16 protein-coding genes and 1 riboswitch are annotated in these 21,767 nt (G+C 34.4%); of the genes, 11 read left to right on the plus strand and 5 right to left on the minus strand.

The window, feature by feature from the left end:
* Window positions 1-90: 90 nt before the first annotated feature.
* The 8 genes from BN1242_RS07840 to panF all read left to right on the plus strand — a co-directional run bounded on the left by BN1242_RS07840 (window position 91) and on the right by panF (window position 9,980).
* The gene (locus BN1242_RS07840) at window positions 91-1,242 is read left to right on the plus strand and encodes a D-alanyl-D-alanine carboxypeptidase family protein (protein WP_062353881.1); all 1,152 of its coding nucleotides are present in this window, start codon (window positions 91-93) and stop codon (window positions 1,240-1,242) included.
* A gap of 224 nt (window positions 1,243-1,466) precedes the next feature.
* Window positions 1,467-2,450 (plus strand): ABC transporter ATP-binding protein, encoded by a 984-nt coding sequence (locus tag BN1242_RS07845; protein WP_062353885.1) that lies wholly within the window; start codon window positions 1,467-1,469, stop codon window positions 2,448-2,450.
* Window positions 2,428-3,201, plus strand: a complete 774-nt coding sequence (locus BN1242_RS07850; protein ID WP_062353887.1) for a hypothetical protein — start codon at window positions 2,428-2,430, stop codon at window positions 3,199-3,201. The genes BN1242_RS07845 and BN1242_RS07850 overlap by 23 nt, the downstream gene beginning before the upstream one ends.
* A gap of 312 nt (window positions 3,202-3,513) precedes the next feature.
* Window positions 3,514-5,868, plus strand: a complete 2,355-nt coding sequence (gene helD, locus BN1242_RS07855) for an RNA polymerase recycling motor HelD (protein ID WP_062353890.1) — start codon at window positions 3,514-3,516, stop codon at window positions 5,866-5,868.
* A 150-nt stretch (window positions 5,869-6,018) separates the two neighbouring features.
* Window positions 6,019-7,266 (plus strand): sensor histidine kinase, encoded by a 1,248-nt coding sequence (locus BN1242_RS07860; RefSeq protein WP_062353892.1) that lies wholly within the window; start codon window positions 6,019-6,021, stop codon window positions 7,264-7,266.
* Between the two features lie 77 nt (window positions 7,267-7,343).
* The gene (locus tag BN1242_RS13395) at window positions 7,344-7,796 is read left to right on the plus strand and encodes a DUF2680 domain-containing protein (protein ID WP_062353904.1); all 453 of its coding nucleotides are present in this window, start codon (window positions 7,344-7,346) and stop codon (window positions 7,794-7,796) included.
* 391 nt (window positions 7,797-8,187) lie between these two features.
* Window positions 8,188-8,478, plus strand: coding sequence for a YhdT family protein (locus tag BN1242_RS07870; RefSeq protein WP_062353906.1), 291 nt, complete (start codon window positions 8,188-8,190; stop codon window positions 8,476-8,478).
* A 56-nt stretch (window positions 8,479-8,534) separates the two neighbouring features.
* On the plus strand, window positions 8,535-9,980 hold the full coding sequence (panF, locus tag BN1242_RS07875; protein ID WP_062353908.1) for a sodium/pantothenate symporter: 1,446 nt from the start codon (window positions 8,535-8,537) through the stop codon (window positions 9,978-9,980).
* Between the two features lie 59 nt (window positions 9,981-10,039).
* On the opposite strand, the gene murB is transcribed toward panF, so the two are convergent.
* Entirely contained in the window at window positions 10,040-10,957 is a 918-nt protein-coding gene (gene murB / locus BN1242_RS07880) for a UDP-N-acetylmuramate dehydrogenase (protein ID WP_062353912.1), read from the minus strand.
* A 341-nt stretch (window positions 10,958-11,298) separates the two neighbouring features.
* Here murB and pgmB point away from each other — a divergent pair, with 341 nt between their 5' ends.
* Window positions 11,299-11,970 carry a beta-phosphoglucomutase gene (gene pgmB, locus BN1242_RS07885; RefSeq protein ID WP_062353915.1) on the plus strand — a complete coding sequence of 224 codons (672 nt, stop codon included), beginning with the start codon at window positions 11,299-11,301 and terminating at the stop codon, window positions 11,968-11,970.
* Window positions 11,971-12,052: 82 nt separating this feature from the next.
* Here the strand turns inward: pgmB and BN1242_RS07890 are convergent, their stop codons facing one another.
* A complete protein-coding gene (locus tag BN1242_RS07890; RefSeq protein WP_062353918.1) occupies window positions 12,053-13,039 on the minus strand; it encodes a Gfo/Idh/MocA family protein in 987 nt (328 codons plus the stop codon).
* 166 nt (window positions 13,040-13,205) lie between these two features.
* On the opposite strand from BN1242_RS07890, the gene BN1242_RS07895 reads away from it, so the two are divergent.
* Complete coding sequence (locus BN1242_RS07895; RefSeq protein ID WP_062353921.1) at window positions 13,206-14,942, plus strand: phospho-sugar mutase; 1,737 nt, start codon at window positions 13,206-13,208, stop codon at window positions 14,940-14,942.
* Window positions 14,943-15,007: 65 nt separating this feature from the next.
* Here BN1242_RS07895 and BN1242_RS07900 read toward each other — a convergent pair whose 3' ends face one another.
* The 3 genes from BN1242_RS07900 to BN1242_RS07910 all read right to left on the minus strand — a co-directional run bounded on the left by BN1242_RS07900 (window position 15,008) and on the right by BN1242_RS07910 (window position 19,360).
* Window positions 15,008-15,310 (minus strand): hypothetical protein, encoded by a 303-nt coding sequence (locus BN1242_RS07900; protein WP_062353924.1) that lies wholly within the window; start codon window positions 15,308-15,310, stop codon window positions 15,008-15,010.
* Window positions 15,307-16,245, minus strand: a complete 939-nt coding sequence (locus BN1242_RS07905; protein WP_062353927.1) for an HD-GYP domain-containing protein — start codon at window positions 16,243-16,245, stop codon at window positions 15,307-15,309. The genes BN1242_RS07900 and BN1242_RS07905 overlap by 4 nt, the downstream gene beginning before the upstream one ends.
* Before the next feature lie 295 nt (window positions 16,246-16,540).
* On the minus strand, window positions 16,541-19,360 hold the full coding sequence (locus tag BN1242_RS07910; protein WP_062353930.1) for an SH3 domain-containing protein: 2,820 nt from the start codon (window positions 19,358-19,360) through the stop codon (window positions 16,541-16,543).
* A 248-nt stretch (window positions 19,361-19,608) separates the two neighbouring features.
* Window positions 19,609-19,710: riboswitch (purine riboswitch) on the plus strand.
* Window positions 19,711-19,896: 186 nt separating this feature from the next.
* On the opposite strand from BN1242_RS07910, the gene ade reads away from it, so the two are divergent.
* Window positions 19,897-21,657, plus strand: a complete 1,761-nt coding sequence (gene ade, locus BN1242_RS07915) for an adenine deaminase (RefSeq protein ID WP_238985111.1) — start codon at window positions 19,897-19,899, stop codon at window positions 21,655-21,657.
* Window positions 21,658-21,767 lie beyond the last annotated feature (110 nt).

The following is a 21,767-nucleotide window of genomic DNA, read 5'->3' on the forward strand; positions in this document are numbered from 1 at the left end:
TATTGAAGAAAAAATTAGATGATACTTTATGGAAAACAATGTAAGTGCTGTTACGAGCTAATATTACTTGTATGTAAGAAAGGTGTCCATATGATTTCAAGAAAAAATATAATTATTAGTTTGATGGTTTTCATGACTTTATTGTTCCCAGGGAAAGGGTTTGCAGCGGAATTAGATTTAAATATTGATAGTGAGGCTGCGGTATTAATGGATGCGAAGTCTGGTCAAATCTTATATGAGAAAAATGGACGTAAACAAATGTACCCAGCAAGTATAACGAAAATTGCAACAGCCATTTACGCTTTGGAAAATGGAAATCTATCCGATGAAGTGACCGTTACTGAAAATGCCTTCCAAACAGAAGGGACACGTGTCTATTTAGAACCTAACGAAGTCGTTACGTTGGAAAAACTATTAATAGGGATGTTAATGAATTCGGGAAACGATGCTGCAGTCGCGATTGCTGAACATATAGATGGTAGTGTGAGTCGATTCGCGGAAAGTGTAAATTATTTTTTACAAACTAAAATTGGTGTGATGAGTACCCATTTTGAAAATCCCCACGGCTTATTTGGTAAAAATCATTATACAACAGCAGCAGATATGGCAAAAATCACACAATACGCAATGGGGAATGCGAACTTCCGAAATTATTTTGGAATGAAGACGTATAAATGGGATGGCAAGTCTTGGGATACGACGTTATTAACACACCATCGATTATTGAAAGGTGAATTTCCCTACGAAGGCATTACAGGTGGAAAGACTGGTTACGTACATGAATCTGGACATACACTCGTAACAACTGCGACAAATAATGATTTGCAATTAATAGTGGTGACAATGAATAGTCGTAATCAAAATAGGCCTTATACAGACACTATTCAGTTACTAGACTATGGATTTGAATTTTTTTCAACAAAATCAATCGATGAAAATACTACATTAGAATTTAATAGCAAAAAGTTTACTGTACCAAAGGAGCTTTATTATACCGTAAAAAACGGGGAGGAAATTCAACAAGAGATTGACGCTAATGGAAAATTATCTATCATTTCAAGCACTGGAAAGGAATTGGTAAATTTCTCGTTAATACCTGTCGATGAACCGATTAAGACTTCAAATAGTGCAAAGAGTGCTAATATAGATGGTGGGCGTAGTTACACTGTCTTGTGGATAAGTATTTTAATAATCTTACTAGGGTTGGGGACATTGATTTCACGTTCTCGGTTGGCTAGGTAAAAGAGGTATGGGCTGTTAGACATTTAACAGTCCTTTTTCTTATCTCTTGAAACATTCGTTTATTGAAAACCGTACAGTAGTTATATTATCGGTATAGTACAAAATCAATCGCAAATGGGAATGGGAATCAGACTTAAGGATGATGGCCTGAATTATATGTATATTTATAATGAAATTAGAATTAGTCAACATCGATAAAGATGTTTATGAAATGGGGGATGGAGATGGAATATGTAGTTGATATTCAAAATGTGAAGAAAAGTTACCGGAAACGGGGTTCAAAGGATATGATTGATGCCGTAAAGGGAATTAGTTTGCAAGTGAAAAAAGGTGAAATCGTTGGTTTGCTAGGCCCGAATGGTGCGGGAAAGACGACATTAATCAAGATGATGTGCGGCTTACTTATCCCGAATACTGGTGATGTTTTTATTAATGGAATTAATGTCCTAAAAAAACGTAACAAGGCAATGGAACATATTAGTGTTGTTTTGGAAGGTAATCGGAATATTTATTGGCGACTAACTGTTCGGGAAAATTTAGAATACTTCGCAGGTAATCGTGGTTTAGCTAAGAAATCCATTATGGAAGAATTGGATTATCTAATTGAAAAATTTCGTTTAAAAGATAAGGAAAATGAAATGGTTAAATCATTATCGAGAGGGATGCAGCAAAAGGTCGCAATTGCGATTGCACTATTGGCAAACACAGAAGTGATTTTTCTTGACGAGCCAACACTCGGGTTGGATATTGAAACGAGCTATGAAATTCGCAAAATATTGAAAGACATTGTCCGAGAAGAGAATAAAACTATTATTATTAGCACCCATGATATGCCAGTTGTACAAGAATTATGTGAGCGTGTTGTGATTGTTAACCATGGAGAAATAGTAGCAGATAATCGGGTAGACGAGCTACTACAACTATTTGAAAGTAAAGCATATGCATTTACGTTAAATAAGCCATTATCAAAACAACAGAGAACAATATTAGAAACCAACTATGTCGTTTCAATTGAGAGTAATGAACAAAATCAAACGATACTGGAAGTGAATATCCAGCAAAGCGATGAATTGTATAAAATCATGGAAATATTAGCAAGAGAACAAACACCGATAGAAAAAATTGACCGAACAATTGTGAATTTTGAACAAGTATTTTTAAATATTGTGAAGGGAGGACAAAAACATGAAGTCGCTCACTCTTCTTAAAGCGAACTTGATTAGAGAAGCCATTTTGTTAAAACGTTATTTACCAAATACGATTAGTATGATTTTAACCTTTTATTTAATCTTTCTAGGAATGTTTTTCGGGATTCAAGTCGTAGGCGATCCTAGTAGTACGGAGGTAAGTACTCAGTATGTCATTGTTAATTATATATTCTGGTATTTGGCAATGGCTACGATGAGCGGAATTGGTTGGACGGTAACAAATGAAGTGACGCTCGGGACGTTTGAACAATTATATATGTCACCACTCGGAGCATGGCGGATATTATTAGCAAGAATTATATCTACAACGTTTATTGAACTAATTACTATTACGGCAATGCTATTTATATCAATGCTAACTGCTGGTACATGGCTGAATTTAGATTTCTTATCCATTGCTCCAATATTAATGATTACTATCATCGGTATGTTTGGTATCAGTTTTATGATTGCAGGAATGGCAGTTATTTTTAAGCAGATTGCTTCATTCTTACAGATTTCTCAATTTTTATTTATGGGGTTAACATTCGTGCCATTATCGGTAGCACCTTACCTAGTGTTTGCGCCAGTAGTTCAAGGGGTTGATATGGTTAGAGAAATAATGATTAATAATGTTGCTTTAACTGATTTTTCTATTTTTGAGTATATAACATTAAGCTTAAACTCCCTTGTTTATTTTGCAATTGGGATTATCGTTTTTTTCCGTTGTGAAAAAGTAGCGATGGAAAAAGGAATTTTAGGACAACATTAATTTTTATGCGAAGAAACTAGCGTGGAAATTTCTGTTTGAAATGTTATTAAAAAAATGAGTTGAATTATTTGTTAGTTATGTGTTGTAACAGGCATTTTTCGAATAACTTGAAATAAAAGGGAGCGATAAATTTTTCGCTTCTTTTTTAATTAAATGAATGATTTTTTTCCCTTATGAAACGGACAATTGTAACATAAACTAATTTTATGATAGAATAAAGAAGGAAAAATATAATTTTTCTGAAAAATTTCCATCACTCACTTCCATATGAAGTTATGGACTATTCATGTTTTACTAGTAAGGAGTGTTATCATGTCAGAGAGTAATCATCAACGAATAGATGAGCAAAAGAGACTTAAAGAGACCATTGTTGAGATTGATCGAAAAATATCGGTAATAAAACAAAAGTCAGGATCTTTAAAGGAACAAATCGTATCGTTAAGACAAACTTTTTGGGATGATGTTACGGTTAATCTCGATGAGCCAGACGATGTCATTGAAACCCATACTAGTTTGCGCCAACAAGCAGAATTGTTATCGGAGCGGGAAAGGAGCCACCGACATTTTCATAAGCAATTAAAAAACTTACAGCGATTAAAGTCTTCCCCTTATTTCGGCAGAATGGACTTTTTGGAAAGTGGGGAGAACGAAGCGGAAGTGGTCTATATTGGATTATTTTCGTTAATGGATGAAAATAATGAAGAGTTTTTAGTATATGACTGGCGGGCACCGATTTCTAGCATGTATTACGATTATGTACCTGGTCCTGCTAAGTACGAAACAATGGATGGACCGATAAAAGGCGAAATTACGTTAAAGAGACAATATATTATTCGTGATGGAAAGATTAAAGGAATGTTCGATACTGGTATTACGATCGGCGATGAGATATTACAACAAGTATTAAGCGATCAAGCGGATACGAATATGAAAAATATTGTTGCAACCATTCAAAAGGAACAGAATGAAATCATTCGTCATGACCGAAAGAAATATTTAATTGTTCAAGGTGCTGCTGGAAGTGGGAAAACGTCAGCAGCTTTACAACGAGTTGCCTATCTTTTGTATCGATATCGAGAAAGACTAACTGCGGATAATATTTTATTGTTTTCTCCTAATCCGATGTTTAATAGTTATGTAGGAAATGTTCTTCCAGAACTTGGTGAAGATAATATGCAACAAAGTACTTTTTTTGAGTACTTACAACACCGATTAGGGGATACATTTTTATTAGAAAATCCATTTTCACAAATGGAGTATATGCTAAGTACTGATAAAGACGATAAATACTTTATTCGGATGGCGAGTATTAGTTTTAAAACAAGCTTGGATTATAAACATCTCCTCGATTTATATGTAAAGGATTTAAGTGAAGGTGGATTAATATTTAAAAACATTTTATTTCGAAAAGAAGTATTTATTTCTAGTGAGGAAATTAGCGAGTATTTTTATTCCCTCGCGAAGACAATATCGATTCCGAACCGTTTAGACATAACGAAGGATTGGCTACTTGCTCGTCTCGATGAAAAAGAAAAGGCTGAGTTAGATCGGGAATGGGTAGAACATGAACGGGATTTATTAGAACGGGAGGATTATTTAAAAGCATATAAAGTATTGCAAAGAGAGCAACGATTTACAGAGGATACATTTAATGATATGGAGCGGGAAGAAAAGCTGCTGGCTCAATGGATTGTTGGAAGAAGAATTAAACCGTTGAAAAGAAAAGTCGAACAATTAAGCTTCTTAAACTTAAATCAAATTTATCAGCAATTTTTCCTTTGGGTAATGGAACAAAGTGGAACAAGTTTTACGATACCGGAGAATTGGGAAAAAGTCACACTTGCAACCGTCCGTCGTTTAAAGAAAAATCAATTATATTATGAGGATGCTACGCCGTTTCTTTACTTAAAGGATAAACTGGAAGGAAAACATACTTATACATCCATTAGACAGTTATTTATTGATGAAGCCCAGGACTATTCACCTTTTCAATTTGCTTTTTTACAAGAAATCTTTCCGTTTAGTAAAATGACTATTTTAGGCGATGTGAACCAGTCGATTTTTACTCATTCCGTTCGCAATCAAAATGGCCTAGCGAAAACAAGTGAACTTTTTCCTAAAGATGAGTTGGAACAAATTGTTTTAACGAAGAGCTATCGTTCGACGAGACAAATTGTAGAGTTCACGGAGCAAATTTTAACTGATGGACATTCGATTGAACCGTTTAATCGGAATGGCAACAAACCAACGTTATCGATTATCCGTCAAAAAGATAGTCTTAATAAACATATTATTTCCGAAGTTCACTCCATGCAACAACGTGGCCATGAAACGATAGCAATTATTTGCAAGACTGGGGCAGAATCGTTAGAAGTATATAATGAATTGAAAAATAATATACCTGTTCAATTAATCCGCAAAGAAACTTATACATATGAAAAAGGTATTTCCATATTACCAAGTTACTTATCAAAAGGGATTGAGTTTGATGGTGTCATTATTTACAATTGTGCTAATGATGTGTATAAAGACGAAGATGAACGAAAATTATTTTATACAGCTTGTACGAGAGCAATGCATGAGCTTCATTTATATAGTGTAGGTGACTACACCCATCTCCTTGCAAATGTAGCAGAGGATAAATACCAATTGATTGATGATAACTGAATAAATGTGACGATCCCTAGCAATATTTCTCACGCTAGGGATTTTTTTAAAGAGTAGACGATCATATTTTAAAATTTTGTATTTTGTGAAGGGAAATTTACAGGTTTGTCGAAATACTATATACAAACTTTGTTTGGAAAGGGAATGGATATGGAGATTGTTAAAGGTTTCCTATTAAACCTACTATTTATCCTTGTAATTATGCTATTAGCTCATATCGTTTTCTTTAGCAAAAATAAATCGGTAAAAAACCATTTTCGCAGTGTGGATGTATTACTTTTTTCTAGTGTACAAATCCTCTTTTGTTTATTTTTCTCCGTAAAAGTGGCGCAAGGCTTTTATTACGATTTAAGATTTATACCTTTTTTAATTGGCAGTATTTATGGCGGCAGGTGGGTGACGTTAAGCTTAACTGCTATTATCATATTACTGCGTATACCACTAGGTGGAACAGGGATATATATTTCTATTATCTCCACTCTTATAATGGCATTAATCATCTTCGTCTTTCACCAAAAAATAAATCATTTAAGAAAATGGCATAAATTCATTACTATCTCGGGAATTTCGTTTTTATATACCATTCCTGGTTTTTTGATACCTTCAATTCTCTTTGATTTTTTTCATGTTCGGACCTATTTGATATATAGTCTCATATTAACCTTTTCTACTTTTTTTGTCGTTTATTTATTAGAACTGTTAACGAAATACCAAACGTTTCAAGAAGAACTTATTCGTTATGAAAAAATGGAACTCGTTGGTCAGCTAGCCGCTAGTATTAGTCACGAAGTAAAAAATCCATTAACGACTGTTAACGGGTTTTTACAATTAATTGCAGAAAATACGAAAGAACATATAACAAAAAAATATGCAGTGATAGCTTTAGAGGAATCGTCCCGAGCGGTAGCGATTATTGAAGATTATTTAACATTTGCCAAACCAGAAACAATAAAGACCGTCCCATTAAATGTCCAAACGGAATTAAAAAAATGTATTGAAATTATTAGTCCACTAGCAAATCAAGCGGGAATAATTATTAGAACAGACAATATCCAGCAAGGAATTATTAAAGGAGATTCAAGTAAGTTTCGGCAAGTGATAATAAATATATGTAAAAATGGCATTGAGGCAATGAGTAAAGGTGGCGTTTTAAGTATATCTACCGAATCTAATGATGATGAAATAACTATCATTATAAAAGATAATGGAATTGGTATGTTGCCAGAACAATTAAATCGACTAGGTGAACCTTTTTATTCTTTAAAGGAAGGTAAAGGAACGGGTCTCGGTATGATGGTTGTCTTTCGGATTATAAAAACCTTGAATGGAGGTGTTCATATTAATAGTGTTTTTGGAAAAGGGACATGTGTAAATATTACCTTTCCATTAAAAAAATAACGAAAGAAGCTTAAATATGTATATTTTTAAAAATTAGGCAAAAAATAACATGAAAAAGAACGAGAAAGGTGATAAGTATGCAAGTGAAACAAACAGTGTTCATGTTATTAACTGTTGCCCTATTTTTTCTTATGATGAATCATCCGATGTTTCATTCTTTTTCATATGCAAAGACAAATCCTATTCAACCTACCGATAGTAAGAACGAGAATGTTGAATGGAAAACACTTGAAAGAGAAGAACAGCTCGGTGATCACGTAATCATTGGTAAAAACGACGGTGAGCAAAATTTGCCTAATTTAACGGACAGCCAAAGGGAGGAATTACAACAATTACATAAGAATTTATTGGATTCCAAACTTCAATTAATAAAAAAATATGAGGAAGTTGGCCTAATTTCAGCTGAAAAGGCAAAGAAGATTCAACAAAAAATGGAAAAAAACTATCACTTATTAGAAAAAAATCAGTTCATCCCAAAAAGACACGAAAATAAAAGGTGCCAATGTAAAGAACGAGAAGATGGTAATTAAGCCACTCTTTTTATAAACAGACACGAAAATTATTTTCTAAAATCTATAACAAAACTCCTAAAAGATATTTAGGAGTTTTGTTTATATACAACTCTTTTTGGTAGTAAATGAAAGAAACATTCCTACTGTAATAATACATGTAAATGGTTGGAATAGCACAGCAATATATGTGTGGGGTTAGTAAGGTAGAATAGTGCAAAATTTGTAGTTGTCTCTCCGTTATATAAAATGTCGACAGGTTTTTTATAAAAAGGTGAAACAACACTTTTCAAACAGAGTGAATATTGATATGATGATTGCGAAAGCTAGATATTTATTAGAAAGATAGTAATACATAATAAATTCAGACATCATGTTAATAATACAATGACTTGGGAGGAGAGTGTAAACAATGAAAGAAGATCCAATGTTTTCAAAAGATCCCCGTTTTAAAATTGCCAAGAAGGAAGCATTAATTGGTGTCGGTTTAGCAATTTTTAACTTCTTATGGTGGTATGGATTTGCATATGGACTTGGTTCAAGGTCACCTGAACAATATCGATATATTCTTGGTTTTCCGGATTGGTTTTTTTATAGTTGTATAGGTGGTCTTGGAGTCATGTCCATTCTCGTTATTTTTGCTATAAAGAAGTTTTTTAAAGAAGTACCATTTGAAGAGGTGTCAGAGGAAGAGCAGTCATAATTTTCTAGTTAAATAGATGTCCTATTCCAAATTTGTTTAAAGAGAGAGGAGTTCAAATGAACTGGGAAATATTATTACCGTTAATTTTAGTTTTTGTGGCAATGTTTGCGATCGGTTTTTGGGCGAGTAGATATGTAAAGAAATCTGATTCATTTTTGCAGGAGTATTTTTTAGGTAGTCGGCAATTAGGTGGATTTATATTAGCAATGACGATGATGGCTACATATGGTAGTGCTAGCAGTTTCATTGGTGGACCTGGGGTAGCATATTCCACTGGCTTAGGCTGGGTATTGCTTTCGATGGCGCAACTACCTGCAGGGTATTTCGCATTAATGGTGTTAGGGAAAAAGTTCGCAATCATGGCAAGAAAATATCAAGCTGTTACCCTTATAGACTTTTTGAAAGCACGGTACAAAAGTGATGCTGTAGGAATTATATCTGCAATTAGTATTATTATCTTTTTATTCTCTGCTATGGCAGCACAATGGGTTGGTGCAGGTAGACTAATTGAATCGATAGCAGGAGTTTCCTACACAACGGCATTATTTATTTTTTCTATTTCGATATTAGTTTATGTAATTATTGGTGGGTTTCGAGCGGTTGCAGTAACTGATGCGATTCAAGGGACCATTATGTTTTTTGGAACATTAATATTATTAATAGCGACTATTATTGCAGGCGGCGGCGTTTCAAATATTATGCAAGACTTAGTTGCAGAGAATCCTAATCTCGTTACGCCTTATGGAGCGGATCGCAGTTTAACTCCACTTTACGTTTCAACCTTTTGGATATTAGTAGGTGTTGGGGTTATTGGTTTACCACAAGTCACCATTCGAGCAATGTCGTATAAAAATGCGAAATCTATGCATCGAGCAATTATTATTAGCACTGTTTTTGTTGGTGTGATTATGCTTGGTATGCATTTAATTGGAGTATTTGCAAGACCGATTATTCCAGGAATTGAAGTCGGTGATACTGTTATGCCGCAAATTGCAATGAAAGTTTTACCAGCATTTTTAGCTGGTCTCGTACTCGCAGCACCGATGGCGGCAATTATGTCTACGGTTGACTCTTTTCTACTACTTGTCAGTTCTGCGGTTGTAAAAGATATTTATGTAAGTTATATTGATCCGAATGCTAGCAATAATAGAATAAAAACGATTAGTTTTGCTGTAACAACAGTTATCGGAATTGGTGTATTTTTGATGGCATTGAGTCCGCCAGACTTTCTAATTTGGCTTAATTTATTTGCTTTCGGGGGGCTAGAAGCAGTGTTTATCTGGCCGGTTGTTTTTGGACTATATTGGAAAACTGGGAATAAATATGGGGCACTTACTTCCATGTTTGTCGGTATTTTATCTTATATTTTAATCCATACGTATGCGCCTAATGCGTTAGGGATGCACACTGTTGTCTTTCCAGTACTATTATCATTAGTAACTTTTGTCACTATTAGCTTTGCTACGAAAAACGTTATTGGAAAGCTAGAGAAAGCTATGTGATATAAGAAAGGCTGATCCAGATTTATGTTCTGGTCAGCCTTTTATTTTGGATCTATAAATTAGTTGTTCTCATCTTCTCCTATAATGCGTACTTCTCGTTCCAGCTCCACATTAAACTTTTCTTTCACCGTTTTTTGAACATGTTCAATTAGAGAAATATATTCAGTTGCAGTTGCATTATCGACATTAACAATAAATCCTGCATGTTTTTTTGAAACTTCTGCTCCGCCGATGCGTACCCCTTGCAAATGACTATCTTGGATTAACTTACCAGCAAAGTAACCTGGTGGTCGTTTAAATACGCTGCCACAAGATGGATATTCTAGAGGCTGTTTCGATTCTCGACGGTACGTTAAATCGTCCATTATTGCTTTAATTTCATTATAATTTCCCTTTTTTAGTTGAAAAACTGCTTCTAATACGATATCACCATTTTCACTAATATTGCTATAACGATAAGCTAATTGTAAATCTGCTGCCATTTTTTTAGTAATTTCACCATTTTTTGTTACGACTAAAGCATATTCAAGAACATCTTTAATTTCTCCACCGTAAGCTCCTGCATTCATGAACAAAGCACCGCCAACCGTCCCTGGAATACCACAGGCAAACTCTAAGCCAGTGAGTTTGGCTTCTAAGGCGACCTTTGAAGTATCAATTATGGCTGCTCCACTTTGCGCGATTACACTTGTTCCTTCCACATGAATGGTGGTTAGTTTTTTTAAGGATAATACGATACCACGAATTCCGCCATCGCGTACGATTAAGTTGGATCCATTGCCAATTAATGTTAACGGAACAGCTTTTTCGTTACAAAATTTCACTAAATTTTGGACTTCTTCATAGGTAGTAGGCGTAATAAAGAAGTCGGCTTTCCCACCTAATCTAGTATAAGTATGGTTTTTTAACCATTCATCAATTGCGATGTTATCTTCTTGAATTATTTGTAATAATTGTTCATAGACCTCTTTATTCATTAAGCAAGTCATTCCTTTATAAAAATATATTTATCGGTTTTATTATTTTTATTTTTAGTACGCTTCATAATTTTGCTCAGTAACAGCCATTACGAATCATATTATCGTTTCGGCGAAAATATTCCACGAAATGACTGGAAACTGGGCACTGTATTATTTATATCATATTTAATAAGGAAAATAAATGTTACATAAGATACTAATGTTATCATTGTAAACAATTTTTGAATGTACCTATTATTAATTTGGTTAAGTTGACTAGCTTGTTCAACTTTAATTAGACTTATCGATTAATAATCGGTAAAATGTGAATGATACTACAATTGAAAGGATGTACTTACATGAAAGAGTTGCATGCAGTAATTTTTGATTTAGACGGTGTAATTACAGATACAGCGGAATACCATTATTTAGCGTGGAAAGCTTTAGCCGAAGAACTTGGTATCTCTTTTGACCGCGAATTTAATGAGCAATTAAAAGGGATAAGCAGAATGGAATCATTAGAGAAAATTTTAATAAAAGGCGGAAAAGAAAACGAGTTTACATATGAAGAAAAGGAAAAGCTGGCGACACAAAAAAATGAACATTATAAAACTTTAATTAAACGAATTACTCCAAATGATTTACTTCCAGGAATAGAAGCATTTTTACAAGAAATTAAAGCAGCAAATATTAAAATTGGTCTTGCTTCTGCGAGTAAAAATGCCTTTTCTGTTATTGAAAGCTTGCAAGTTGGCAATTATTTCGACACTATTGTCGATGCAGCCACAGTAAAAAATAGTAAACCAGATCCGGAAGTTTTTTTGAAAGCGGCAGATCAATTAAATGTCGCCTATGAAAACTGCGTTGGTGTAGAAGATGCTGAAGCAGGGGTAGAAGCAATTAAGCGTGCAGGAATGTTTGCTGTTGGTGTTGGGACGAAAGAAGCGATGGCAAAAGCGGATTATATTGTAAATAGTACAGGAGAACTAACGCTAGCAAAAGTGAAGGAAAAATTTCTAGCAGCTAAATAAAAAAATTAAAAGCTAGGTTGTAAATTTGACCTAGCTTTTATCAATGGAATAATTTTGCCTATTTATTATTAGCGCTATATTGTTAATTATTATCAGCTATGTATGTAAGACTAATTTGTTTGCGGGCCTCTTCCATTAGTTTTGCAGTTACTAATGAATGTTCAAACGTATTAATGTCAGACTCCGTTTTGCCTTCATTAATTAATTGAATAAATGCCTTCGCTTCATAATACATTGTTTCTGTGAATTGCTTCTGGCTAATATTTTCAATCGTTCCGTCGTTATAATGAATTTCAACCTTAGATGGTTCAGAAATCTTATCTATAACAATACTCCCGTTTTCTCCTTGAATTTCTGATGGAAGTACAGAATTAGTAATTTTGGAGTAGATGATAGTAGCATCCATATCAGCATAGGAGAATAAAATACTGCCAGCTCCATCAACGCCAGATTGTAACATATAAACATTTGCTTGTAACGAATTTGGCTTACCAAATAAAACGACTACTGGATAAATACAATATACTCCAAGATCCATTAAAGCTCCGTTGGAAAACTCTGGTTTGAAAGCATTTAATATGATCCCTTGTTTGTATTTGTCATAGCGGGAAGAATATTGGCAATAGTTTGCGATAAACTTGCGCACTCTCCCTATTCTCGGTAGGTTTTCTTTTATACTTTGGAAACTAGGGATGAAAGTGGACTTCATCGCTTCCATTAGTAGTACGTTATTTTTTTGCGCAGTAGCAATCATTTTTTCTGCCTCATGAAAATTGGAAGCTAACGGTTTTTCACACAGCACATGTTTTCTATTGCTTAAAAATAAAATAGACTGCTCCGCATGTAGTGAATTCGGGCTAGCGATATAGACTGCATCAATAGCATCACTTTTTGCCATCTCTTCTAAATTAGTAAATGTTAATATTACCCCATGTTTACTGGCAAATTCATCTGCCCGTTTTGCAGTCCGTGAATAAACGGCAGTTAAATGAAAATCTTCTAGCTTAGAAGCTGCTTGTATGAAACTATCTGTTATCCAATTCGTTCCGATAATACCGAATCGTACCACAATATCACTCCCCAATTATATATGTAAGTTTTTTCTATATCATAATGATAAACAAAAAGGTTAGAGGTAGCAATTACAGTCTTGTGAAAACGATATTTTTTCAATATAGATTTTGGTATAATAAAAAAGAAAATAATAAGAATTGTATATGGAGGAATTTACTGTAATGAGTTGGAAAGAACATGCTGACAGATGGTTAAATTATCCTAATTTAGATGAAGAGTTACGTAATGAATTATGGAAAGTAAAAGATGATGAAAAAAAATTAGAAGAATTATTTTATAAAAACTTAGAGTTTGGAACTGGTGGTATGCGTGGAGAGATTGGCCCTGGTACTAATCGGATGAATATTTACACTGTTCGCAAGGCATCTGAAGGATTAGCACAATTTTTGTTAAGTAATGGCGAAGACTTTGCAAAACGTGGCGTTGTGATCGCTTACGACTCAAGACATATGTCTCCTGAATTTTCTTTAGAAGTTGCAAAAACTGTTGGGAAACATGGAATAAAAGCTTATTTATTTAAAGAGTTACGACCAACACCAGAATTATCCTTCGCTGTTCGTCATTTAGGAGCAGCTGCCGGTGTAATGGTTACTGCGAGCCATAATCCACCAGAATATAATGGGTACAAAGTATATGGTGAAGACGGAGGTCAGCTTCCTCCCAAAGCGGCTGATGAACTTATTGAATATGTTTATCGAGTAGAAGACGAATTATCCATTCATGTGTCTGATGAAGATACATTACTTGCACAAGGTCTCTTAACATATATTGGAGAAGAGATAGACGCAGATTATTTGGAACAACTAAAAACAATTCAATTAAACAAGGATATAGTGGAGCAAGTCGGTAAAGATTTAAAAATAGTCTTTACGCCACTGCATGGTACTGCCAATAAACCAGTACAAGCTGGTTTGAAAGCATTTGGTTTCCAAAATGTCACTGTTGTAAAAGAACAAGAACAGCCAGATGGGGATTTTCCAACCGTTCAATCTCCAAATCCAGAAGAACATGCGGCTTTTGAAATAGCCATACGTTATGGAAAAGAAATAGATGCAGATATTTTGCTAGGTACAGATCCTGATTCCGACCGCCTTGGAGTGGCAGTGAAAAATACTGAAGGTGAATATGTTGTTCTCACAGGTAACCAAACAGGAGCCCTATTATTACATTATTTACTAGAACAAAAACAAGCGAAAGGTATTTTACCAGACAATGGGATAGTATTAAAAACAATCGTTACCTCTGAAATTGGTAGAGCCATTGCTGAAGGCTTCGGCTTAAAAACAATGGACGTATTAACTGGATTTAAATTTATTGGTGAAAAAATTAAAGAGTATGAACAAACAGGGGAATATTCGTTCCAGTTTGGCTATGAAGAAAGCTACGGCTATTTAATTGGTGAATTTGTTCGCGACAAAGATGCGGTACAAGCCGCTGTTTTTGCAGCAGAAGTGGCCGCCTATTATAAATCTAAAGGAAAAAGTTTATACGATGGCTTGCTCCAACTTTTTGAAAAATACGGTTACTACCGGGAATCCCTTCAATCGATTACATTAAAAGGAAAAGATGGTGCGGAAAAGATTGCCAATATTTTAGAACAGTTCCGTAACGATCCACCGAAAGAGATGGCTGGTGTAGAAATTGTTGCGGTAGAGGATTATAAAGCTAGTATCAGAATGAAACTAGCAACAAATGCTACAGAAAAAATTAATTTACCTAAATCGAATGTTTTAAAATACTTCCTTTCTGATGGGTCGTGGTTTGCTGTACGCCCATCTGGTACAGAACCGAAATGTAAATTTTATTTTGCCGTTCGTGGTACTTCATTGCAAAATAGCGAGCAGTTATTATCTCAATTACAGTCTGCCGTAATGGAAAAAGTTAATTCACTGCTTTAATAGAGGAATAAACGAAAAGAGAGTACAAAAGGTTTGTTTTGTACTCTCTTTTTTCACTATGTTACTTAGTTTACCATTGGGTGTGGAGGGTCAATAGCTAACACAACTTTCCCATTAATGACAATCCAAATATAGCTATACTCTAAATCAATATTATGATGTTCTCTTAAATACGCGTGAATCGCTTCTTGAATATTAAACATCTTATAAGCTAATTCTTCTGTTAAAAATGGAATGTCAAATGGTAAAGTAAACTCTAAATAAATGTCGTGCTCTGGATTGTAAGCTGCTTTTGCATCATTATTTCCAAATGGAAATGCAAAAGTAAGCATGACAACTAGAAAAGCAGTAACTACTAATTTTTTCATAATTTTTCTCCCCTTTTTTTAAAGTTTTCATATATTGATAGAAAAGCTTGTACAACTTCAGGGTTATACATGCTTCCACTACCCTCAATTAATTGCGCTAACGCCTCTTCTTCAGTTAATGCTTTACGATAAACTCGGTCTGTCGTCATTGCATCATAGGAATCAGCTACAGAAACGATACTTGCTCCAATAGTTATCTCGTTTTCTTTTAAACCATATGGATAGCCTTTGCCATCATATCTTTCGTGATGTTGCTCAACAATTTTTGCTGCTTGTATGAGGGATGGTAAATTAGTCTGTGTCAATATATCGTGACCGTAAATCGGATGCTTTTTGATTTCATCCCATTCTTCTTTAGTTAGTTTTTCAGGCTTTTGTAGAATAGAATCGGGTATGTGTATTTTTCCAATATCATGTAGAAAAGCACCAAGATTTAAATATAATAATTCTGTTGCCCTTAATTTTAACCGCTCACCAATCAACATAGAGATTCGCATAATCCTTGAACAATGGTCCGCAGTATAGCCGTCTTTTTCCTCTACCGCAATTCCTAGATCTTTCAATTGTTCAATAGTTTGACTATAGCTATGAAATACTGGCTTGGATGTTGCGTAAATGAACTCTGTATTTTCGTCTGCTTGGAAAATACAAGTACTTTTAATTGGAAGCATTTTAACATAGTCGCCAGAGTTTAATTGATATTGATTCTCATCGATAAGCAAATGTAGCTCTCCTGACAAAATATAAATAAATTCTAATGCATCCCAATTAGGAGTTGGCCCAACAGACCATCTCGCCCCTTTATGTAAATAATGTTTAATAATTTCCGTTCCGTCATAGGAGGCTAGTAATTCAATATCCATACCACGATAGGACACTTTCTCGATTGCTTCCCCAGCTTTCTTTAAAATGACACCATGTTCTTTAAAGTGCATAATAATGCCCCCGTATATTTCTGAGATGTGTATAACTTTAAGTGAATGTATTTGAATTTATTATATTTAAGAATTTAAAAAATTGATAGTGAAAAATGTAGGATTTTCATAGATTTTGCGGTTTTTTGTGAAAAATAAGTAAATAGACCTATTAGGGATAGGTGGGTGAAATATGGAACTAGGAAGAAAGAACTACTAGTAATTCTCTACGTTTAATAGAAATTGTATAACATAAAGAAGGGATCAGACTTTGCCGTAACAAAAGTCTGACCCCATAAATGGAAAGTTATATTTTTTAATTGAGTTCTTGAAGAAAGTATGTCGAGTTATACTGTTTGCCGTTACTAATCCAGCCTATTTGTCCATCAGGAAGTTTAATTTGATACCAGTACCCAGTATTATCTTTTGTAGGATTGCCGTTTTTATCTAAAACAAGATGGATATATTGATTTAAAGAGACTGTTCCAATACCGGCAGTATGTGTCGAAGGCTCTTTACGAACATTTAATGTCGAAACAGTAATTCTCGCTAAATTTTTTACAGTAATGTATGACTTATAGTTTGTAAATTTAATAGAGTTCGTCCAATATTCATTGCCATTATAGGATAATTTTACCCAATAACTATTAGTTTTTTCTATAATCGAAAATGTTTCCCCTTTAGGCAATGTGCTAACTGCGGACCCACCAAGTTTGTTATACAAAGTTAAATTATTGTTAGCAACCGCGGTTATGCCCTCTGGGAAAATATCTGAACCAGTTGGTACCCCTGGGTCGACATGATTAGTTAAATTAGGTTTTTGATTTATATAATGATCCTTGCTAAATGGAAGAATATTTTCCATATGTGCTGCTATTTTCTTGCCCCAATTTTCATCACTGGCATAATAGAAATTCATGCCCTCACTTAATTTGTCTACTCGACTGCCTTTCACTGTTTTTGTAGTGAATCCGAGATATGCTCCGCGATATCGCCAATCTTGTGGGTTTAAGTATGTTGCCTTAAGTTTTTGTGCGATATAATCGATAGCTCCATCAATAGTATCGAAGCGATATGCTGCAACGAAAGGAGTGGCGTCATAAGCACCGAAACCGAAAAAATTATATTTGCCTAACGCTAAATTAGATGTTCCATAGGCACTTTCATGAATTGCATGTGCAGCTAAAAATAAAGCGTTGATGCCATATTTTTTGGCGGAGTTAATAAACACTTCTCCTTTATTTTGTAAGACACTCACTTTATTATGTCTAGTTGCATAGCTATTAATATATTGATTTATTTGATCAGCTGTAACAGAAGATTGTGACCTTAAATCGATAAATAAATAGGAATCCCGACTAACAATGTCTGTACGTTTAACAACTTGCTCGAGACCTTCACCGGATACATAACCAGTTGTATTGTTAATAGAAACTTTATACCATCCGTTTGCTAATTTCTCTATTGGTTCGATAACTTCTCCATTCGGTAAAGTAGCCAATATTTTAGAGGAAATGTCCGCTTTTTCTCTTAAGCGCAAGTTCGCAGTCGTAACAAATAAGTCTCCATTAATACTTTCCCCGACTTGTGGTGTCTCACTTGGTTCATTATTTTCTTCTTTTACCTCTATAATATAATCACCGCTTACCCAGCCAGTTTTCGTAGTACTACCTGTTGTATAATTGACTTTGTACCAATTATTGTTTTTATCAATGGCGGTAATTATCGTGTTTTTTGGTATCGTTACAATGATAGAGTAATTCGTTCCCGCACCTGTACGTAAATTTAAATTTTCAGTAGTTTGATATTTTGTTTCTGAAAAACTAGGTGCTTGATTTTCTTCTTGTGTATTATTTTCTTCATTAGAAGAATTATCTTCATTTGAATTGTTCTCTTTATTGGCGTTCTCTTCCGAATTAGAATTATTTCCACTGGAATTATTTTCTGTATTCGAATTATCTTGGTTGGAATTATTTCCTGTGTTGTTCGTGTTATTGTTTGAACTATTGTTGTCTTTATCCTCTTTATCATTATTTTTGTCTGGAACTGCTTCTAAATACTTACTGCTAACCCAGCCAGTCTTCGTGTAGGATTTCCCTTTCGAAGTATAAGTATAGCTAATTTTATACCATGTTCCATTCGCTTCGATAAATTGAACAGTTTTTCCATTACCAATAGTTAACATAATTGAATGGTTCGTTCCTGCACCGGTTCTCATATTTAAATTCGCAGTAGTTTTATAGGAAGAAGGATAATTTTCTGTTTTCGGTTTCTCTTGTTCTTTATTTGTATTTGAATTTGAGGATGTTTTTACTTTACTTAAATAACTACTGCTAACCCAACCAGATTTCGTGTATTTTTTTCCGTTTTTTGTATAGGAATAGGAAACTTTATACCATGTTCCTTTTGCTTCTGTAGCGGAAACGGTTTTCCCTTTAGGAATTGTTAAGATAATAGAACTATTTGTACTACTACCAGTTCTCATATTTAAGTTTGCGGTTGTCTTATAGGAACCAGTAACTTTTGCTTGCTCTTCCTTCTTATTATCGGAAGATGAGGAGCTGGAAGTCACTTTGTTTAAAAAAGCATTACTTACCCAGCCAGATTTCGTATATTTTTTTCCTTTAGATGTATAGGTATAAGATACTTTATACCAATTTCCGTTTGATTGTTGTGCTGTAACAGTTTTCCCTTTTGGAATTGTTAATAAAATCGAATGCTTTGTCCCTGCACCAGATCGCATATTTAAGTTTGCGGTCGTTTTATAGTTCCCAGAAATACTTTTAACACTTGATGAACTAGAGTTAGTTGTTTTCTTAGCGGTTGTTTTCTTTAAATAACTGCTGCTGACCCAACCTGTTTTTGTCTGCTTTTTCCCTTTTGATGTATATGAATAGGTTACTTTATGCCAGTTTCCTTTAGTTTCATATGAATAGACAGTTTTCCCTTTAGGAATCGTGGTGATAATGGAATGTTTTGTTCCGGCGCCAGTACGTAAATTTAAGTTGGCAGTCGTTTCATAAGATACAGTACTCGCTGCCAGCACTTGTTCTGTACTCATTGGTAAATGGGTCGTTACATATGGTGTTAATAGAATACTAGAAGAGACGAGTGCTATTTTTCCTAGTTTTTTCATTGTTCTATCACCTCTTTAAAATAAAATAGTAAAAAAGTCAGTATTCATTAGTCTTTATCGGCATTATACCATAATTATTAAGTCTTTTTGCCTAAAATTTAATATTTTTTGCAATTTAATTAGGACTTATGTTTTAATGTAACGATTCTTTTGAACGAGTTATAAACTTGCTGTTAAAATATTTTTTTGTTACGAATGGAATGAAACTTTTCACTTGAAATATCATTTATTAATCTATAAAATAATGTATTAAACAATTTAATCAATTCCGTATATGTTTGGAAATATGGTCCAAATGTTTCTACCAAACTACCGTAAATAGTTTGACTACGGAGAACGAAAATGAATCAAGTTAGCATTTATTCATGTAGTGCTGTCCATTTATATCGGTGGCGGTATAGCGTATTATGCGTATTGAATGAATTATATCGGTTCATTTTGTTCCTCCAATTAGTCGAACTCTAGGTATCTAGAGTTTTTTTATTTTGCCATCAAATTTTTATGTTGGTCTATCTTTAAATATGGAGGAGAAGAGTATGGGTATAGTGACAGAAGGAAGTATGAAAAGGGTAATTAATGTTGCGGCGAAACGGGAATTGGCCGATGTAGTAATTAAAGGTGGAAAAATTGTCGATGTATTTAACTTGGAAGTTATTACTGGGGATATCGCGATTGCTGATGGGATGATTGTCGGAATTGGGGATTTTCAAGGAAAGCATGTGATAGATGCGGCTGGCCAATATATTGCTCCTGGCTTTATTGATGGACATGTGCATATTGAATCCACGATGGCTACACCGAAAGAATTTTCTAAAGTAGTATTGCCACACGGGGTTACAACAGTCGTCGCGGATCCCCATGAGATTGCCAACGTGTCTGGCACCGATGGAATTCAATTTATGATTGATGAATCGGAAGGATTAGATTTAGATGTTCGTATAATGTTACCGTCATGCGTTCCTGCTACAACTTTTGAAAATGCTGGTGCAGTTTTAAATAACAATGAGTTAAAACCTTTTTATCACCATTCAAGAGTATTAGGTTTGGCGGAAGTAATGGATTTTCCAAGTGTAAAAAATAGTGAGCCGAACATGATTGAAAAAATGGTATGTGCGTTAAATTATCGCCATCATATTGATGGGCATTGCTCAGGGTTTGATGAAGATGGAATTAATATATATCGGTCTGCACAAATAAAAACAGATCATGAATGTGTATCGAGGAAAGAAGTACAAATGCGTATTCAGCGTGGAATGTATGTCATGATACGAGAAGGTTCTACTACGAAAAACTTAAAAGAATTACTACCGATGGTTACTCCATACAATGCGAGGAGATTTTTGTTTTGCACGGACGATAAACATATAAATGAATTGCGTGATGAGGGAAGTATCGATCATAATATTCGTTTGGCAATAAATAGTGGGATGAATCCACTTCAAGCAATCCAAATTGCGACTTTGAATGCAGCAGAATGTTTTGGGCTAACAACAAAAGGAGCAATTGCCCCTGGCTTTGAAGCAGATTTAGTCTTTATATCGGATTTATCAAAGCTAGTAATTAATAGAGTCGTGAAAGCAGGACGTACTGTTGCACAATCGGGTAAGTATGTTGGCAGAGAACAAGGTACAGTAACATCAAAGTTAAAATCGAACTTAATCCAATCAGTTCATATCGCGGATATTTCTAAAGCCGATTTAAAAATAATGATTGGAGAAGATCAAACTGCCCATGTAATAGGGTTAATAAAGAATCAAGTCGTAACTAAAAAACAATTAATGCAAGTGCCTGTTAATAATGGTGAATTTATTCCTTCTGTTGAGCGGGATTTAGTAAAACTTGCGGTGATTGAGAGACATAAGAGTACAGGAAATGTTGGGTTAGGAATTGTCCATGGTCTGCAATTATTATCTGGTGCAATTGCCTCAACCGTTGCCCATGACTCTCATAATTTAGTAGTTGCAGGTACAAATGACGATGACATGCTGACAGCAATAAAAACTATTGCAACGATGAACGGTGGTCTTGTTGTCGTGTTAGGAGGGGAAGTAATCAGTAAATTAGAATTACCGATTTCCGGGCTATTATCGGAAAAACCGTATGAGGAAATTATTGCCGAGTTGGATTCGTTGCATAGAGGACTAGATCAAATTACTATGCAGAAAAATGCTCACACGTTTATTACACTTTCCTTTTTAAGCTTACCAGTAATTCCGTCATTAAAGTTAACTGACCAAGGACTATTCGATGTCGATGAGATGAAACATATTTCTATATCGCATAAGGTTCTTATATAAAAATAAAATCATTGATAAAAGCACAACTGCTCAAAAAGGGTTGTGCTTTTTTTTATTATTTTATTTGATTTAACACATACTAGTTCAAAAAGAAAACATTTACATTTGTT

The sequence above is a fragment of the Bacillus kwashiorkori genome (assembly GCF_001375515.1).
Taxonomy (GTDB): Bacteria; Bacillota; Bacilli; order Bacillales; family Caldibacillaceae; genus Bacillus_BK; species Bacillus_BK kwashiorkori.

What these genes read in the sequence shown, in the direction of transcription:
- BN1242_RS07840 (WP_062353881.1), top strand. Translation starts at nt 91, where the DNA reads ATGATTTCAAGAAAAAATATAATTATTAGTTTGATGGTTTTCATGACT.
- BN1242_RS07845 (WP_062353885.1), top strand. Translation starts at nt 1,467, where the DNA reads ATGGAATATGTAGTTGATATTCAAAATGTGAAGAAAAGTTACCGGAAA.
- BN1242_RS07850 (WP_062353887.1), top strand. Translation starts at nt 2,428, where the DNA reads ATGAAGTCGCTCACTCTTCTTAAAGCGAACTTGATTAGAGAAGCCATT.
- helD (WP_062353890.1), top strand. Translation starts at nt 3,514, where the DNA reads ATGTCAGAGAGTAATCATCAACGAATAGATGAGCAAAAGAGACTTAAA.
- BN1242_RS07860 (WP_062353892.1), top strand. Translation starts at nt 6,019, where the DNA reads ATGGAGATTGTTAAAGGTTTCCTATTAAACCTACTATTTATCCTTGTA.
- BN1242_RS13395 (WP_062353904.1), top strand. Translation starts at nt 7,344, where the DNA reads ATGCAAGTGAAACAAACAGTGTTCATGTTATTAACTGTTGCCCTATTT.
- BN1242_RS07870 (WP_062353906.1), top strand. Translation starts at nt 8,188, where the DNA reads ATGAAAGAAGATCCAATGTTTTCAAAAGATCCCCGTTTTAAAATTGCC.
- panF (WP_062353908.1), top strand. Translation starts at nt 8,535, where the DNA reads ATGAACTGGGAAATATTATTACCGTTAATTTTAGTTTTTGTGGCAATG.
- murB (WP_062353912.1), bottom strand. Translation starts at nt 10,957, where the DNA reads ATGAATAAAGAGGTCTATGAACAATTATTACAAATAATTCAAGAAGAT.
- pgmB (WP_062353915.1), top strand. Translation starts at nt 11,299, where the DNA reads ATGAAAGAGTTGCATGCAGTAATTTTTGATTTAGACGGTGTAATTACA.
- BN1242_RS07895 (WP_062353921.1), top strand. Translation starts at nt 13,206, where the DNA reads ATGAGTTGGAAAGAACATGCTGACAGATGGTTAAATTATCCTAATTTA.
- BN1242_RS07900 (WP_062353924.1), bottom strand. Translation starts at nt 15,310, where the DNA reads ATGAAAAAATTAGTAGTTACTGCTTTTCTAGTTGTCATGCTTACTTTT.
- BN1242_RS07905 (WP_062353927.1), bottom strand. Translation starts at nt 16,245, where the DNA reads ATGCACTTTAAAGAACATGGTGTCATTTTAAAGAAAGCTGGGGAAGCA.
- BN1242_RS07910 (WP_062353930.1), bottom strand. Translation starts at nt 19,360, where the DNA reads ATGAAAAAACTAGGAAAAATAGCACTCGTCTCTTCTAGTATTCTATTA.
- ade (WP_238985111.1), top strand. Translation starts at nt 19,897, where the DNA reads ATGGGTATAGTGACAGAAGGAAGTATGAAAAGGGTAATTAATGTTGCG.